The 16,505-nt window shown below is 38.2% G+C and carries 16 protein-coding genes; 9 read left to right on the top strand and 7 right to left on the bottom strand.

Features of this window, described 5'->3' with window-relative positions; all coding sequences use genetic code 11:
* Nucleotides 1-51: 51 nt before the first annotated feature.
* Together F4W09_RS12030 and F4W09_RS12035 are read right to left on the bottom strand one after the other, a co-directional pair.
* The gene (locus tag F4W09_RS12030; RefSeq protein WP_044740420.1) at nucleotides 52-906 is read right to left on the bottom strand and encodes a MaoC family dehydratase; all 855 of its coding nucleotides are present in this window, start codon (nucleotides 904-906) and stop codon (nucleotides 52-54) included.
* 145 nt (nucleotides 907-1,051) lie between these two features.
* On the bottom strand, nucleotides 1,052-2,443 hold the full coding sequence (locus F4W09_RS12035; RefSeq protein WP_151504941.1) for a 3-oxoacyl-ACP reductase: 1,392 nt from the start codon (nucleotides 2,441-2,443) through the stop codon (nucleotides 1,052-1,054).
* Between the two features lie 243 nt (nucleotides 2,444-2,686).
* Here F4W09_RS12035 and F4W09_RS12040 point away from each other — a divergent pair, with 243 nt between their 5' ends.
* A complete protein-coding gene (locus F4W09_RS12040) occupies nucleotides 2,687-4,213 on the top strand; it encodes an acetyl-CoA C-acetyltransferase (protein ID WP_151504942.1) in 1,527 nt (508 codons plus the stop codon).
* Between the two features lie 98 nt (nucleotides 4,214-4,311).
* On the opposite strand, the gene F4W09_RS12045 is transcribed toward F4W09_RS12040, so the two are convergent.
* Nucleotides 4,312-4,893 (bottom strand): DedA family protein, encoded by a 582-nt coding sequence (locus F4W09_RS12045; RefSeq protein WP_151504943.1) that lies wholly within the window; start codon nucleotides 4,891-4,893, stop codon nucleotides 4,312-4,314.
* Between the two features lie 291 nt (nucleotides 4,894-5,184).
* Nucleotides 5,185-5,613 carry a chlorhexidine efflux PACE transporter AceI gene (gene aceI, locus F4W09_RS12050; protein ID WP_044740417.1) on the bottom strand — a complete coding sequence of 143 codons (429 nt, stop codon included), beginning with the start codon at nucleotides 5,611-5,613 and terminating at the stop codon, nucleotides 5,185-5,187.
* Nucleotides 5,614-5,746: 133 nt separating this feature from the next.
* Between aceI and aceR the strand changes: the two genes are divergently transcribed.
* The 4 genes from aceR (at nucleotide 5,747) to F4W09_RS12070 (ending at nucleotide 9,758) form a co-directional block, all read left to right on the top strand.
* A complete protein-coding gene (gene aceR / locus F4W09_RS12055; protein ID WP_151504944.1) occupies nucleotides 5,747-6,637 on the top strand; it encodes an HTH-type transcriptional regulator AceR in 891 nt (296 codons plus the stop codon).
* 88 nt (nucleotides 6,638-6,725) lie between these two features.
* A complete protein-coding gene (tal, locus tag F4W09_RS12060) occupies nucleotides 6,726-7,712 on the top strand; it encodes a transaldolase (protein ID WP_151504945.1) in 987 nt (328 codons plus the stop codon).
* Nucleotides 7,713-7,791: 79 nt separating this feature from the next.
* A complete protein-coding gene (gene leuE, locus F4W09_RS12065) occupies nucleotides 7,792-8,445 on the top strand; it encodes a leucine efflux protein LeuE (protein WP_016166347.1) in 654 nt (217 codons plus the stop codon).
* Nucleotides 8,446-8,585: 140 nt separating this feature from the next.
* The gene (locus F4W09_RS12070) at nucleotides 8,586-9,758 is read left to right on the top strand and encodes a benzoate/H(+) symporter BenE family transporter (RefSeq protein ID WP_151504946.1); all 1,173 of its coding nucleotides are present in this window, start codon (nucleotides 8,586-8,588) and stop codon (nucleotides 9,756-9,758) included.
* A gap of 58 nt (nucleotides 9,759-9,816) precedes the next feature.
* On the opposite strand, the gene F4W09_RS12075 is transcribed toward F4W09_RS12070, so the two are convergent.
* Both F4W09_RS12075 and F4W09_RS12080 read right to left on the bottom strand, forming a co-directional pair.
* On the bottom strand, nucleotides 9,817-10,161 hold the full coding sequence (locus F4W09_RS12075) for a DMT family transporter (RefSeq protein ID WP_016166349.1): 345 nt from the start codon (nucleotides 10,159-10,161) through the stop codon (nucleotides 9,817-9,819).
* 69 nt (nucleotides 10,162-10,230) lie between these two features.
* Entirely contained in the window at nucleotides 10,231-11,238 is a 1,008-nt protein-coding gene (locus F4W09_RS12080) for an alpha/beta hydrolase (RefSeq protein WP_016166350.1), read from the bottom strand.
* A gap of 316 nt (nucleotides 11,239-11,554) precedes the next feature.
* On the opposite strand from F4W09_RS12080, the gene F4W09_RS12085 reads away from it, so the two are divergent.
* Together F4W09_RS12085 and F4W09_RS12090 are read left to right on the top strand one after the other, a co-directional pair.
* Nucleotides 11,555-11,998, top strand: coding sequence for a universal stress protein (locus F4W09_RS12085; protein WP_016166351.1), 444 nt, complete (start codon nucleotides 11,555-11,557; stop codon nucleotides 11,996-11,998).
* 121 nt (nucleotides 11,999-12,119) lie between these two features.
* Nucleotides 12,120-12,563, top strand: a complete 444-nt coding sequence (locus F4W09_RS12090; RefSeq protein WP_016166352.1) for a universal stress protein — start codon at nucleotides 12,120-12,122, stop codon at nucleotides 12,561-12,563.
* A gap of 119 nt (nucleotides 12,564-12,682) precedes the next feature.
* Here F4W09_RS12090 and pepN read toward each other — a convergent pair whose 3' ends face one another.
* On the bottom strand, nucleotides 12,683-15,292 hold the full coding sequence (gene pepN / locus F4W09_RS12095) for an aminopeptidase N (protein ID WP_044740412.1): 2,610 nt from the start codon (nucleotides 15,290-15,292) through the stop codon (nucleotides 12,683-12,685).
* A 198-nt stretch (nucleotides 15,293-15,490) separates the two neighbouring features.
* On the opposite strand from pepN, the gene F4W09_RS12100 reads away from it, so the two are divergent.
* Together F4W09_RS12100 and F4W09_RS12105 are read left to right on the top strand one after the other, a co-directional pair.
* Nucleotides 15,491-15,934, top strand: coding sequence for a hypothetical protein (locus F4W09_RS12100; RefSeq protein WP_151504947.1), 444 nt, complete (start codon nucleotides 15,491-15,493; stop codon nucleotides 15,932-15,934).
* Nucleotides 15,935-16,097: 163 nt separating this feature from the next.
* Nucleotides 16,098-16,361, top strand: a complete 264-nt coding sequence (locus F4W09_RS12105; RefSeq protein WP_151504948.1) for a hypothetical protein — start codon at nucleotides 16,098-16,100, stop codon at nucleotides 16,359-16,361.
* Nucleotides 16,362-16,505 lie beyond the last annotated feature (144 nt).

Here is a 16,505-nt window from a genome sequence, read left to right on the forward strand (position 1 = left end):
CATAAGTAAAAAAGCCCAAATCCTTAAAATTTGGGCTTTTATTCAGTGCTATTAGCGTGCGGTAATATGACCTGTCACATGTGGTTTTTTATTTTTACTATTTTGAATCATAAAATCGATATCCTTACCTACCTGTGCAGTGAGGAACTCAACTTTGGAAGGCAAATACATCGGTAATTTAAACCAAACATCAGCCTCATAGCTGTCGGGTAAAGTTAAATTGGCTAAGGCTTTTGCTTTGCTCCACATACCATGTGCAATCGCTTGTTTAAAACCGAATGCTTTTGCCGTGATGGCATGAATGTGAATTAAATTAAAATCACCAGAAGTTAAGGCATAACGACGACCCGTATTTTCTGAAACTGTCCACTCTGCCTGAAGCGTATAATTTGGGCGAGTTTCTTCTTTTGCTTTAGTAGCCGCTTTTGTTTCAGTTTTTTGACGTGCAAGATAAGTCGTCACCCCTTGCATCACGACTTCATTGCCCACTTTTGCGGTGGTAATAAAATCAAACTGCACGCCTTTATCATGCGGCTTTAATTCACCAAACTGGCAAGATAGACTTAAGCTTTCATTTACACCAATTTTACGGCTTTGAGAAACTTGGTTACGAATATGTACCAAACCTAAAATTGCAAAAGGAAATGCCTCTTGCGTCATCATATGCATTTGTAAACTTTGCGACAAAACAGCCAAATAAATCGCTGGAATATAGCCATTATTTTTAAATCCGCACACGGCGTTATAGGCTTTCAAATGCTTTGGATCAACCTTAAAAGAATCCACCACATATTCAACTTGCGGAAGGACTTTTTCGCCTTTAGGCTTTTTGAAGATGAGTCCCTGCACGACTTTCGGATAAGCCAAATAAGGTTTCGGAAGTTGAGAAAAATGGCGAGTATTCATGTTGAACCTATGTGAAGTTTTTATTTCAATATTTTTTGAAAGCTTCTTCTCTTTCAGGGAGAAGGTTGGGATGGAGGAAGAATTCCATTCCCTTTATTGGTTTTCCCTCTCCCTAAAGAAGAGGGAAAATTCTAAACTTTTATGATTAAGCACCTAATAAACTTTGTCCGCAAACACGAACAACGTTACCGTTTAAGCCCGTCGAAGCCGTTGAAGCAAATAAGGCAATGGTTTCTGCAACATCAACAGGTAAACCGCCTTGACTCATCGAGTTCATACGACGGCCTGCTTCACGGATAGCAAAAGGAATTGCTGCGGTCATTTGTGTTTCAATAAAGCCTGGTGCAACAGCATTAATGGTTATACCATTTTTTAAGATCGGTGCAGTAAATTTCACCACCCCAATAACACCTGCTTTAGATGCAGCGTAGTTCGTTTGACCTAAATTCCCAGCAATCCCTGAAATTGAAGATACACAGATAATACGACCATTGGCATTTAAACTATCATGTTCTAGTAAATAATCATTGACACGTTCAATCGCAGACAAATTGATGTTGATAACCAAATCCCAAAGTTCTGGCTTCATATTGGCCAAAGTCTTGTCACGGGTAATACCTGCATTGTGCACAATAATATCAACACCGCCCTGTGCTACAGCAGCTTCTTTAATTTTCTGACCTGCATCTGCTGCGGTAATATCAATCGCTAAAGTCGAACCACCAATTTCACTCGCAACACGATCCAAGTCAGCTTGCTGTTGTGGTACGTCTAAACAAATGACATGTGCGCCATCACGTGATAACACATGTGCAATTGCTTCACCAATACCACGGCTCGCACCTGTGACTACAGCAGTTTTACCTGCAAGTGGTTTCACCCAATCTACATCAATTACATCTGCTTTAGATACACGAATGACTTGTCCTGAAACATAAGCTGAACGTGGAGATAAAGCAAAACGTAACGTAGACTCTAAATTAGCTTCTGCACCTTCATCTACATAGACCAATTGTGCTGCAATACCTTTTTTGAATTCTTTGCCTACTGATTTAACAAAACCTTCTAAAGCGCGTTGAGCAATGGCTTGCTTTACTGTTTTAGCCGTTTCAGGTGTTGTACCAACGACAATGACACGACCCGAAGCCAAAATCTGGCGTGCGACAGGGTTGAAGAAATTATAAAGCTCTTTGAGCTGTTCAGAATTTTGAATACCAGACGCATCAAAAACGACGGCTTTGAACTTCGATTCACGATCACCATCGTTAAACGCATTTAGCTTTAAACCTTGAGTTGCAGCAACTTGTTGTAATTCTGCATTGTTGCCTGCATAGCTGTTTGCGTGAATATTCGCCAAAACCTGAGAAATTGCACCAGATAATGTGCCTGCTGGTGCTGCACCAACCAAAACTGCACCTTTAATTACAGGCGTCGCAGAGTCAAAACGATCTAAAAAAGTGGGTGCTGGCAAACCTAAATTTTTAATGACAAATTTACCAATTGGAGATTTTGCGAATGCTTGGTATTGGTCAGTCATGTTTATTATCTCTCAAAACGAATTAAATTTATTTGATGGCTTTTAAACTACTGTTTAACTTCAATATCATGTCAAAGACGTAGATTTCAATAGACCCATCAGTTTCCGTTGAATCATACTTGAGTTAATCTAGTGATGACTTGACCTGAATGTATTCTGCAATGTCATTGTAGTCAATTCGAGCTATGCTGTATTGTGTTAATGTACACCTCAAGAATACTGTAACATGCTTGGAAAAGCCTTATGAGCAAAACAACTCAAGATAATCCAGCAGTCGATCATTCTGTGGCAGAAACTGTGTCAAATACATCAAAAGCACGTACTCGTACACGCAAAACAACTGACACAGCTTCTACGTCTGCAACCCCAACGACTAAAACAACACGTACACGTGCAACTTCTTCGCCTCGCAAAAAAGCAGCACCTAGTACATCTAAAACTGAATCTACAACTCAAACTTCTGTCCAACAGGAAAAAATTATGAGTCAAAACACTCCTCGCCGCGTTGCAATTATTGGTGGTAACCGTATTCCATTCGCTCGTTCGAATGGTGCTTATTTCACAGCATCAAACATGGATATGTTTACCGCAGCATTAAATGGTCTTGTTGAGCGTTATAATCTTCAAGGTCAGCGCCTAGGTGAAGTTGTCGCGGGCGCAGTGTTAAAACATAGCCGTGACTTTAATATGACTCGTGAGTGTGTGCTAGATACTGCTTTAGCACCTGAAACTCCTGCTTATGATTTGCAACAAGCATGTGGAACAGGCTTGCAAGCAGCTTTCCAAGTTGCGAATAAAATCGCTTTGGGACAAATTGAAGTGGGTATCGCTGGTGGCGTAGATACCACTTCAGATGCGCCAATTGCTTTTGGTGATGGTTTACGTAAAGCCCTCCTTGAGCTCAATATCGCAAAAACAGGTAAAGACCGTTTAAAAGCATTAACCAAAATTAACCTGAAAGATTTGATGGATGCCCCTAAAAATGGTGAACCACGTACTGGTCTATCAATGGGTGATCATCAAGCGATTACTGCATTAGAATGGGGTATTGCGCGTGAAGCACAAGACGAACTTGCTGCCTCTTCACATCAAAAAATGGCGAAAGCTTATGAAGAAGGTTTCTTTGATGATCTCATCACGCCATTCTTAGGTTTAGAACGTGACAACAACTTACGTGCTGATTCTACAGTTGAGAAACTGGCTAAACTTAAGCCTGCTTTTGGTAAAGGTGATGCACGCACCATGACTGCGGGTAACTCTACCCCATTAACCGATGGCGCATCTTGTGTGTTACTTGCCTCTGAAGAATGGGCAAAAGCAAATGGTCATGAAGTACTGGCTTATTTAACCTTTACTGAAACTGCTGCGGTAGACTTTATTGGCAAGAATGGACCAAAAGAAGGCTTATTAATGGCCCCTGCTTACGCAGTTCCTCGCATGCTTGAACGTGCTGGTATTACGCTGCAAGATTTTGACTATTACGAAATTCATGAAGCCTTTGCTTCACAAGTTCTTTCAACTTTAAAAGCTTGGGAAGATCCACAATTCTGTAAAGATCGCTTAGGCTTAGCTGCACCATTAGGTTCAATTGACCGTAGCAAACTTAATGTTAAAGGTTCTTCTTTGGCAGCAGGTCATCCGTTTGCTGCAACAGGTGGACGCATTTTAGCAACGGCTGCAAAACTTCTTAACCAAAAAGGCTCTGGTCGCGTACTCATCTCGATTTGTGCGGCGGGTGGTCAAGGTGTAACGGCAATTGTTGAAAAATAATTGACTTACCCCCTCTAAAAAAGCACTTCTACGGAGGTGCTTTTTTTCCCTCTGAGACTTCAATTAACTCTCAACTTCAGGATCTATTTGTAGCAAACTCAATGATCTTTAGATTGTCTAAGGTATGAAACCATCCAAAAGACAAAACGTACTAATAATATACAGGTGATCACTGCGACAATGATCAAGGCTGAATATTCGTCATGTTGGACTACCGCTTGCCAGAACAGATGCAACCAATGCGAAACTTGCAAACCAACACTTACAATAACAAATGCCCAAATAAAACAAGCCAATAGATTGATTGCCATATAACGTAAAACTGGGTATTGCTTAATCCCAATGATCATAGGAATAACTGTTCTTAAGCCCCAAGCAAAACGCATCAATAAAATACTTAAGGTTGGATAGTTTTCAATTAATACACTGGCTTTTTGAAATCTCAGTTTTAATTTTGGGTGCTGATCAATAAAGTCATATCCATAGCGTTTCCCAATTTGGTAATACAACTGATCACCAATAACCCCCCCAATCATTGCAGAAACAATCAACAGCCAAAAATTGAGAACATGCTGATGTACGGCATAAGCACCGAGCATGAGTATCGTTTCACCTTCGAAAAAAGAACCAATGACGACGGCAAAATAACCGTAATGTTGTAATAAGTAAGTCCAATCCATCTGCATACTCTTTTTATCGTTATTAGGATCTCTTTATTTAAAAATTAAAGCCGAGATACGACTCGAACTTTTAAAGATTATAGGATAGATCATTTAAACAACTAAAACCGCATTTGAGATATGATTACCAAGCTATTTAATCTAGCTAAGATCTGACTTCAAATGCATCAACTATTATCCATCGTCAAACAATTGAAATAATACAATTTTTTTATTTTTGCAATGAGTTTACTGTTAAGCGATTCAGCATCCATACATAAAAAAGCCACTTATTTGTGGCTTTTTTACTTCTTATGACTGCTGAACAGGAGAATACCCTAATCGCATTTCAATATGGTCATAACACCATTGGAAAATAAAGGTATATACCAAAATACACATGGTCAAACTCAGATCCAATAATATGGCTTGCCAGATGGTCATGTCCATTGCATACGCCACCATTGGAATAGTGGCTAACATCAAACCACCTTCAAATCCAATCGCATGCATAATACGAACACCAACAGTACGTTGCAATTTACGACGTTGCTCAAATTTTTCAAAAAAATGATTAAAAATCATGTTCCAAAATACGGAAGTGATTGCCATAGCTATTCCTAGGCTTCCCGTCACTTCCATGGGCATGTTAAAAATAAAACTTAATGCGATGGCAATGATGACCAACAGGATGATCTCATAGCTTAACGCATGAACAATCCTTCTCTTGGAAATCAACATTTAAAAATACTCTTTGTCTTAGATGTTTGCTATTTTATGTTTATGATATTGATTAATCGAGTTAGATTCTTTCATTTTTATTGAAAGGTTCACCATGAAGCTTTTTTTAGTAACTTAAGCAAAATACACGCCAATGAATATAAACCAAGATCAGCTGATTATTTTTCAAACCGTCATTGAAACTGGTTCTTTTTCAGCAGCCGCAAGAAAGCTAGGAAAAGTCCCTTCTGCTATTAGTATGTCTATTGCAAATCTTGAAATTGATCTAGATCTTACGCTTTTCAGCCGTCAAGGCCGTGAGCCGATTGCAACCGCTCAAGCCATGACTTTATATGAGAAAACTCAACAGCTTCTCATTGAAATGAATCAATGGAAACAACATGCCTTTGCCTTAGCTGGAGGCCTAGAGTCGAATTTAAATATTGTGGTGGTTTCTGAATTACTCCATACGCATTGGACGGACTACATTCTGCTACTCGAGCAACGTTTTCCTGAACTTCAAATCAACATTTTTTCGGCACCTCAAGAAGATGCATTGCAAATGCTGCTCGATCAATCTGCACAATTAGCATTAATGTTTGAGCGTGAACAATTACAAAGTGGTGAACAATTTGTAGAGCTCAAACGAGAAACGCTTATTGCAGTCGCATCGAAACAACATCCTCTCGCTCAACATGAAAAAATAAGCTATGAACAATTATTACAAAGTCGGCAAATTGTTGTGGCCAGTCGTGACCGAAGTTTAAAGCCTGAATTACTTTTTTCTAAAAATTATTGGCGTACAGATAATCATCACTCCTCATGTGCCATGATTTTGCAAAATTTAGGCTGGGGTGTACTCCCGTATGAAATGCTCAATGAAAATCCAGCATTACAACAACAATTAAAAATCCTGAATTTCCAAGATTTCTCACCCAAATTTGAATATTCGGTTGATTTAGTCTGGAGCCGTGAAAGTCAGCTTGGTGCGGCAGCTCGGTTTTTGATTGAACATATTCGAAACAACAAAAAAAATACGAATTAAATGTGCTCGAAGCCCTGATTTTGCTTGGGCTAAGCAAAGTTTGTGGTATAACTAAATGACGGATATAACTTTTAAGAAATAGATTTCAATGACACAAAATGCGTTAAACCAATTAAAAAAGATGACAACCATCGTTGCTGATAGTAGTGACTTAGCGGCAATTGAAAAATTTCGTCCGCTCGATGCAACGACCAATCCTTCTTTAATCACAGCAGCAGCCAATCAACCAGAAAATAAAGTTTTAATTGAAGCTGCGTATGATCAAGCAAAGCAAGAAGGCTATACTTCTGATGAATTGATTGAACGTACCATTGATATTCTGACTGTAAAATTTGGGGTAGAAATTCTTAAACTGATTGAAGGCCGTGTTTCAACCGAAGTGGATGCTTCATTATCTTATGACACCGAAGCAACCATCGCCAAAGCCAAATCGCTTTTAGCACTTTATAAAGCTTATGGTATCGATCAAAACAGAATTCTGATTAAAATTGCTTCAACTTGGGAGGGCATTCAAGCTGCTCGAGCACTTGAAGCTGAAGGTATTCACTGTAACCTCACCCTTCTGTTTGGTTTACATCAAGCTCAAGCTTGCGCTGATGCTAAAGTGACTTTAATTTCTCCATTTGTAGGTCGTATTCTGGACTGGTACAAAAAAGCTGAAAATGTAGAAAGCTATCCTATTGATAAAGATCCGGGTGTGGTCTCTGTGAAACAAATTTATCAATACTACAAGCAGCACCAGATTAAGACTGAAATTATGGGAGCAAGCTTCCGTAGCATCGATCAAGTCCTTGGTTTAGCAGGTTGTGATTTGTTAACAATATCTCCTAATTTATTGGCTGAATTAGAACTTGATACCCGTGAAGTACAACTTCAGCTCGACCCAAACCAAATTACAAGCAGTTCCGAACAAGCAGTCATTCTTGATAAAGCGACGTTTAAAGACCATTTAGAACATGATCTAATGGCCTTCCAATTGCTACAAGGCGGTATTGATGGCTTTATTAAAGCACGTGAACAACTTAATACCTTATTACGACAATCATTCGGTTTGGATGCTGAAATTCAAGCTTAAAAATTCTGCACCATAAGTGCGCAAACTTTAAGCTCATTTTGTTACAATAGCAAAATGAGCTTTTTATAATGAGTATATTGTGTTTGGCATTACGGATCTCAGTACCTATATTATTGGAACAATTTTAATTGTTATTCTTCCAGGTCCAAATTCGTTATATGTCATGTCCATTGCATCACGTTTTGGAACACGTATAGGCTATCTTGCAGCTTTAGGCGTTTTTACTGGCGATCTCATTCTGATACTTTGTACCATCTTTGGTGCTGCTTCTTTATTACATAGTTTCCCATGGCTGTTTATTATTCTAAAAGTAGTTGGTGCAGCTTATTTATCCTATTTGGGTAGCCGACTTATCATTGCAAGTATACGAACTTGGAAAGGAACTACTGCTCAGGCTTTAGAGGGTTCCAATACTCAGCTCACCTATAAAGAGGCTCAGCCCTATCGTACCGCTTTGACCATTAGTATTCTGAATCCTAAAGCGATTTTGTTTTATCTGTCTTTCTTCGTTCAATTTGTCGATCCGAACTATGCATACCCAGCGATTAGCTTTACCCTGATGTCTGTTATTTTACAGATCATTAGTATGCTTTATTTAAGTATTCTGATTTTCTCTGGCGTACGTTTTGCAGCATTTTTCAACCAGCGTTATCGCCTCACTTCAGTTGCTGTAGCAATCGTTGGATTTGCTTTTTTAGGCTTTGGCATGAAATTGGCATTTTCAACACTGTAGTTGAAGAAATTTCAATAATGATCTTTAAAACGTGAAATATCGTTTAATTTTAAGATATTTACTTTTCCCCAATATAGCTTAAGCGTATGATGCAAGACCTATATTTAAACTTTTGGTCAAAATAGAATAAGTACGGATACATGCAAAAACTCATTCAAGATTTTTCTATTCCCGCAGTCTTCGCTGGTTTCATTACGTTTTTAATTGGGATCAGTGTATCTGCGGTGTTGGTCATTCAAGCAGCTCAAATTTTAGGTGCAAGTACCGAACAAATTACCTCATGGTTTTGGGCTTTAGGGCTTGGTATTGGCCTAGTAGGCATGTTTCTATCATGGAAACTAAAATACCCAGTGTCTACCGCTTGGTCTACCGCAGGCCTAGCCCTCATCATTGCTACAGGCAGTGGTTATAGTTTAAATGAAGCCATCGGTGCTTTTCTGGTTTGTGGTTTAATTACTGCGGTTTTAGGTTATTTAGGCATTTTTGAAAAAATTCTAACGCTTATTCCACAAAGTCTAACCAGCGCAATGTTAGCTGGTGTCTTATTAAAATTTGGCATCGAACTTTTTGCTAGCCTTAAAACTGATTGGGAATTTATTCTATCCTTATTAGCAGTTTATATCGTTGCAAAAAAACTGACTCCACGCTACAGCATTGTATTAACCGTGATTGCAGCTATAGCCTTATGCCCTGTATTTTTGGACTTTCATACCCCTACTGTTACATGGAGTATGGCTCAACCTGTCTGGATGACACCTGACTTTACTTGGTCTGCGATTTTAGGTCTTGCACTTCCACTATTTGTCATTAACATGGCTTCGCAATATTTACCCGGCATTGCCATGATTAAAAGTTATGGCTATCAACCTCATGTCAATCAATTAATTGGTGGCACAGGACTCATTCAAACGCTACTGGCACCTTTTGGTTGTTATAGTGTCAATATTGCAGCCATTAGTGCCGCAGTTAGCTTAGACGATCAAGTACATCCAGACCCAAGCAAACGCTATATTGCGGGTATTAGTTGTGGATTTTTTTATGTTTTGATGGGGCTATTTGCTGCAACCCTCACTAGCCTTTTAATGTCTTTTCCACATATTTTTATTGTGGCCTTAGCTGGAATTGCACTATTTGGAACCATTAGCCACAACATAGCACTGGCTTTTCATGATGTTTCTGATCGTGAAGCTGCATTGATGACTTTTTTATTTAGTGCTTCAGGCGTTCAGTTTTTTGGCATTGGTTCTGCATTTTGGGGGCTACTATTTGGTTTTGCCGTTGCATTTATTATGAAATTGAACATCAAAAAATAAGCTCTGTCTAATAAAAAAAGCATACATATTTTGTATGCTTTTTTTATATTATTTCGTATCAATGCCCAATTGAGTTTGAGAAAACATTCATAACAATTACTCCACCCACAATCATGCCGATTCCAATTAAAGCAGGTAAATCCAAAGTTTGTTTAAATACAAAAAAACCGACTAAAGCCGTCAATACAATACCAACACCACCCCAAATTGCGTAAGCAATTCCCAAAGGAATAGTTTTGATTACTTGCGATAACAAATAAAAAGAAACGACATAAAACACGACGACCAATAAACTAGGTCCTAATTTTGTAAAACCCTCAGATTTCACTAAAAATGCCGAACCCGTGACTTCAGAAACAATTGCCAAAGCCAACATGGCATAAGCTAACAGTAGGACATTCATGCTTGTGTTACTTCACCAAATTTTCTGGATGCAGATTAACAGTTCATAGATACGGATTATAGAGTTTTTCTACGATGAGGCATCCAAATTACTGAATTGTTCTATAAAAGAAATGGTTTGATCAAAAGTTTGCTGACTGGCTTTTAACCCCATAAAAAATTGATACTCATGAACTAATGGCTCTTTACTTTCAGGATAAAACACAGCAGTTACAGGTATTTCATGCTGCTTTAATGCAGCAACGAAAGGAACAGATTGAGTCTCTGTTAAAAAGTCCTTATGACCTCCACTAATAAATACTGGAGGATAATTTGCAGTTAGATGCTTTATTGGCGATATTTCATTTAAGAAAGCGCCATCGTCCTTACGCTCCCCTGTGTATGCCTTAACGAGGCTATAAATACCCCATTCTATAATTTTATGCTCATCAGGTGCTGTCGTCACAAAAGATGCTATATCGTAAATACCGCAATGCAGAATTAATCCTTTCAACTGTTGCGGTTGGATTGCAGGTACAAAATTTGATTCTCGGGCAAATTGAGGATTTGTAAGCAACGCTGCGTAGTGACTTGCTAAATTAGCACCTGCTGAATCACCTGCCATATAAAGTTGATTGGCATCAATATGATAGCCCTCAGCATGCTTACTAATAAACTTAAGTGCCCGATTTATTTGCAATAACTGATTAGGATAAATCACTTGAGGGGCAAATTGGTACTCGACTGATACAATATTAAAACCTTGTGCAGCAAGCAACTTAAAGTATCCACGAGCATTTTCTTTTGAACCAGAAATCCATCCCCCACCATGAATCCAGATAATTGTCGGTCTTAAACCCAGTTCTTCAATATTTTCAGGTTGATATAGATCGAGTCCTAATTTTGGATCTTTTAGATACTCAATATTTGAATAGATCAACACATTTTTAGGTGCATGTTTATCCAACATTCTTTTCTGTATTTCTGTGGCCGTATTAAAACTTCGTGCAATAACTTTGCTACTTTTTTGAGTATTTTGGCATGCCGTTAACAACACCAAAATACAGCTTAAAATTATAAAAATTGTCTTTTTATACATGAGCAATTCCACAGTTTTTAAATATTTTCATAATGATGTGTTTTAAAGAATCTTTTTCAGCAAGCGTATTTTAGCGAAAAAATAATACTCGATCATAAAAAATGAAAAAAACCATTCCATTTTGATTAAGCCTTTCCTGATAAATCTGATAAAAACACTCAACTTACTAGCTTTTAGAAAGCCTTGAGAAAGATTAAAAATCTCTAATTAATTGAATGAATTTACGCTGTTTTTTCATTTTATAAATTGATCACAATCCGACTATGTGCTATCTATAAATAAGTAGCAATAATGATAAACAACAGGAGTAAATCCGATGTCTTACCAACATATTTTAGTTCCAGTAGACGGCTCTGCAATTTCATTTTCCGCAGTTAAACAAGCCGCGATTATTGCGAAAGCATTTGGCAGCGAATTGACTTTGATTAGCCTTGTTGCAGAAGATCCTTTTACAGAAGTCGACTTTTATTATTCTTCTGCCATTATGAAAGAATACTTTGTACAAGCTTATGCCAATGCTGAAAAAGCCCTAAAAGAAGCCATTGTTTTTGCTCAAGCAGAAGGTGTTGAGCCAACAACACAAATCATTAAAGGACAAGTTTCTGCTGAAGGTGTAGTGCAAGCTGCTGAAGAGAAAAAATCTGATTTAATTGTGATGGGTTCACATGGTCGTAAAGGCTTCCAAAAGTTTTTACTTGGTAGTTTTGCACAAGATGTACTTCGTGGTACGCATCTGCCTGTTTTAATTGTAAAAGAATAAGCCAATAAATCGAGCACCTACTTTTAGGTGGGTGCTTATAGAAGTATCTTTTAAGGATACTTTTAAATTTTACAAATGCAGAAAGCTAAGTTTTTTATAATCATAATCGAAGGTGTGCCCCATGACTTATCAACATATTTTAGTACCTGTCGATGAATCTCCAATCTCATATACGGCTGTTGAGCAAGCACTTTCTTTAGCAAAACTCCTGAATTGTCGCGTAACGGTCATGTGTGTCGTGGCTGTCGACCCCTTTGTCGGCGTCGACTTTTACAAAGTTGCTCCAGCAATTACCGATTATTTCATGCAAGCAGAAGAAAATGCCCAAAAGCGTTTGGCAGACATTAAACAATCCTTCATTCGAGATGAGATAGAAGTTGACACTAAAGTAATTCGTGGCGTTTCCGCCGCAGAAGGCATTATTCAAATTGCAGATGAAGTTAGTGCTGACTTAATTATTATGGGCTCACATGGTCGTACTGGTTTCAAAAAGATGATGCTAGGTAGTGTTGCACAGGCTGTACTTACCCAATCCCCTATTCCAGTTCTTGTTGTAAAAGTCTAAAGTACAAAAAATCCCTCTGCATCGAGGGATTTTTTAAATGATTTAAATAAATGCAATAAAAAGGCTATTTTCCATTGCTGAAAAATAGCCTGAACCAGCTTAAACACTAGAATTTTTTATCAGATGCTCAGCATACTGTTTAAAGTTTCCACCACATTTTTAGATTTCACTTGTGGCTTTAAGGCTTCTAAAGATGCCAGTACATCTGAACGTTGGGGTTCGGCTAAAGTATACCAACGAGATAAAACCTGTAATAAACGTGAACCTAAAATTGGATTTTTTTCGTCTAAATACTTAGCTAAATCTACAAAATGGTCAACACCAAAGCTCCAAGTATTTACAGGGTTGCTATTTAACCCACCACTCACAGCACGAATTCGGTTTGGTACTCCCAAATCATAATCTGGATGATTAATCAAAGTTTGAATACTTTCCGCAGTTGCATTCGGATTTGATGCTTGCACTGTAAACCACTGATCAAGAGAAAGTGCTTCATCTTTGAAGCGCGTATAAAAGTCTTGGAGCGCAGTTGAAGCTTGTGGTGCATCATTCCAGACTAAAACACGTAAAGCCCCTAAACGCTCAGACATATTGGTCGTACTGGTATATTGACGGTAAGCCAAATCAAATACTTCCGTATCACCTTGTCGTGCCAACATCATCAACATGATGTTTTTCAATGCACGCACACCCATTGCTTGTGAAAAATCTTTTTGCAAGTCAGGGTCTAAAGCCAAATATGTTTCTTTACAAAATTGACCTAATTCACGTGCCAAGGTATTTAACAATGCATTACGCTTTTCTTGAATTACCTCAGGATTATAGTTTTCATCAATACGACTGCCCAAGTAACCTTCGCTTGGTACATCAAACAAACGAGAAGCCAGTAAAGGATCTTTTTCGACAAGTGCTGGCAACGTATTTTTAATGGCTTGAACATAAATTGCTGCATCGTGATCATTCAATAAAACACGCTCTAACAAAGTTTGTGTTGCCTGCCATTGGTTAAAGCCATTGGTTTCATACTGAATCAGGAACGCCAATTCTTCATCTGAATAGTTAAATTCAAGATTGACAGGTGCAGAGAAATTACGAAGCAAAGACACGACAGGTTCAGCTGTTACATCTGTAAAGACAATGCTCGCTTGTTCTTGATCGAACAAATACACACCATCTTTCACGCTATTTTCAAATAATGCATCAGATTGCAGGGTATATTGTTCACCTGTTTCCGCATTGAATAATGCCAGTGCCACAGGAATTGGAACTGCTTTTAAGTTCGGGTATTTCGCATGGGCTTTAAGGCTTTGCTTAAAACTCAAACGATAGGTTTGTGCCACAGTATCATACTCACCTGTCGCTTCAAGTTTTGGCGTGCCTGGTTGATTGTACCAAGTCAGGAAATTTGACAAATCAACACCTGAACCCGCAGTTAAAGCAGCAACCCAATCTTCAACTGTTACAGCTTGACCATCGTGACGGCGGAAATATTCATCTGTGCCTTTACGGAATTTTTCTTTTCCTAATAAGGTCGCCATCATGCGGTTAATTTCAGCCCCTTTCTCATATACAGTAGCTGTGTAAAAGTTATTAATTTCTACAAAATGGTCAGGACGCGGTGGATGAGACAATGGGCCCGAATCTTCTGGAAATTGATGTGCTTTGAGTACCGCCACATCATCAATCCGTTGCACAGCTGCCGATTGCAAATCTTCCGAAAAAGATTGATCACGAAAAACTGTTAAGCCTTCTTTTAGACATAATTGGAACCAGTCACGGCAAGTAATACGGTTACCTGTCCAGTTATGGAAATATTCATGTGCAATCACCGATTGCACACGCATAATTGCAGCGTCTGTTGTGTATTCTTCATCAGCCAGTACACATGAAGTATTAAAGATGTTTAAACCTTTATTTTCCATTGCGCCCATGTTGAAAGCACTGGTGGCAACAATCATGTAATTGTCTAGATCATATGGACGACCATAGTGTTCTTCATCCCAACGCATGGAATGTTTTAAAGCTTCCATCGCAATATGACATTTTGGAATATCTTTTTCTTCAGCATAAATTTCCAAAGCGACATCACGTCCTTCAGAGGTGGTGTATCGATCTTTTAAAACAGCCAAATCACCAATCACACAAGCAAAAAGATAGCTTGGTTTTTTGGTTGGATCTTGCCAAATCGCAAAATGGCGGTCTTCGCCAACCGAACCTGTTTCAAGCAAATTACCATTGGCCAGAAGCACTGGATATTTTATATCGGCCTCTACACGCGTCGTAAATACACCTAAAACATCAGGACGGTCTGGATAGAATGTAATTTTACGGAAACCTTCTGGCTCATTTTGCGTTACATACAAATCTGATGCTGCTTGGTATAAACCTTCAAGCTGCGTATTAGATTCGGGATGAATGATCACAGATGTTTCTAAAATGACTTCATTTGGTGCATTATGGATAACAAGCTGCTCACTATCTAAAGTGTAATCGCTCGCATTTAAAACCTGACCATTTAAGCTTATAGACTTCAACTCTAAATCACGCCCCAATAAGACCAAATCACCGTCAGTCAGGCGTTTCATGACCAAATTGGCATCCACTTGAGTATGTTCTGCATACACCTGAATATCTAAATTGATCGAATCAACCAGAAATACAGGTTTTTGATAGTCTTTTAAATATACAGTTTGATCTGCTTCTACCACTGGGTTTGCCGCAATGTTCATATCATTTCCTATTTGTCTTTTTAGCATTGACTTTTGCATTGCGTAAAATCATTCATCACAGTACAAGTATCTTTGCCCTTGTTTATCATTCAATATGGGTGTTTATTTTCTGCATTTCAATCATGATTGCGCATAATTTTAAGGAGATGTATTTTATTTATACGCTTTATTCCTCCTCTATGAGTATGTCGGCTAAAAATGAAAATACAACACCTGATTTATGGCATCATCTTGTCAAGTTTTGCATCCATTGCAATTGCCGCGCCAACTATTGAATACATGGAATGTTTAAGCTCAGATCAACAACATCATTTTGTTCTCGTTGCTCCAGCCCAAAATGCGCAAACAATAAAACTGATGTATTTTCCTTATTTAAAGCCCATTTCTTTGCATTATATAAAAACTGAAAATATTGAAATGGCAGAAGATCGTCCTTATGAACAACACCTTTTTTTCAACGAACGTAATTTCCAACGTAATACAGGGCAATATGAAATTATTCTGCAAGGTGCACGCATTTATGCAGTGATTTATAGTGCGAAGCAGTCTGGTGCTATAACAACTTATCAAAATTATCTAGCCGATGAACAAAAACAGAAAGTGAATCAGACACTCATAGCCCATAAATTACAGTGTATTTAGCGCATACCTCTCTATTTCAGTTACACACCGTTTCGTATCACTTGTGCGAGTGACATTTTTATGAATTATCTTTCAAACTGACTACAATTTGTGCACGTTTTTTGCTTGTAAATAGATGTGCAAAGCGCACTATAAAATGAGCAAAATAAAAACGAGGTGCAAAATGTATATCAAAGAACTTTTGATTCGTACGGAAAATATCAAAATCATGCAAACCTTGCACGCGGCAGGGATTGATCACAAAGTGATTGCTACATTTATGTGTTGTGAAGGTATTGCAATACAAGCACAAGAGGTTAGCACCGTTTTAAATCAATATGATGCTTTAGGAAGCAAAAAAATTCCTTCCAAAAAAGTGAAAGCTTTAATTTATGCTAAACAACTCGGAGAAGATGACGAAACACTGCCTTGCCCTGCAGCCTATTAAATTCTTTCTAACTGCTACCGAATAAAGAGCTACTCGAAGCAGTAGCTCTTTTTATTTGCAAAACATCAGCAAAGCTTTGCACAAATGCTTAACAGTTCAACTCTGAACAACACCTAAACGGTGTATAATCTTAAGCACTGATTC

Source organism: Acinetobacter tandoii (assembly GCF_008867985.1).
Lineage (GTDB): Bacteria > Pseudomonadota > Gammaproteobacteria > Pseudomonadales > Moraxellaceae > Acinetobacter > Acinetobacter tandoii.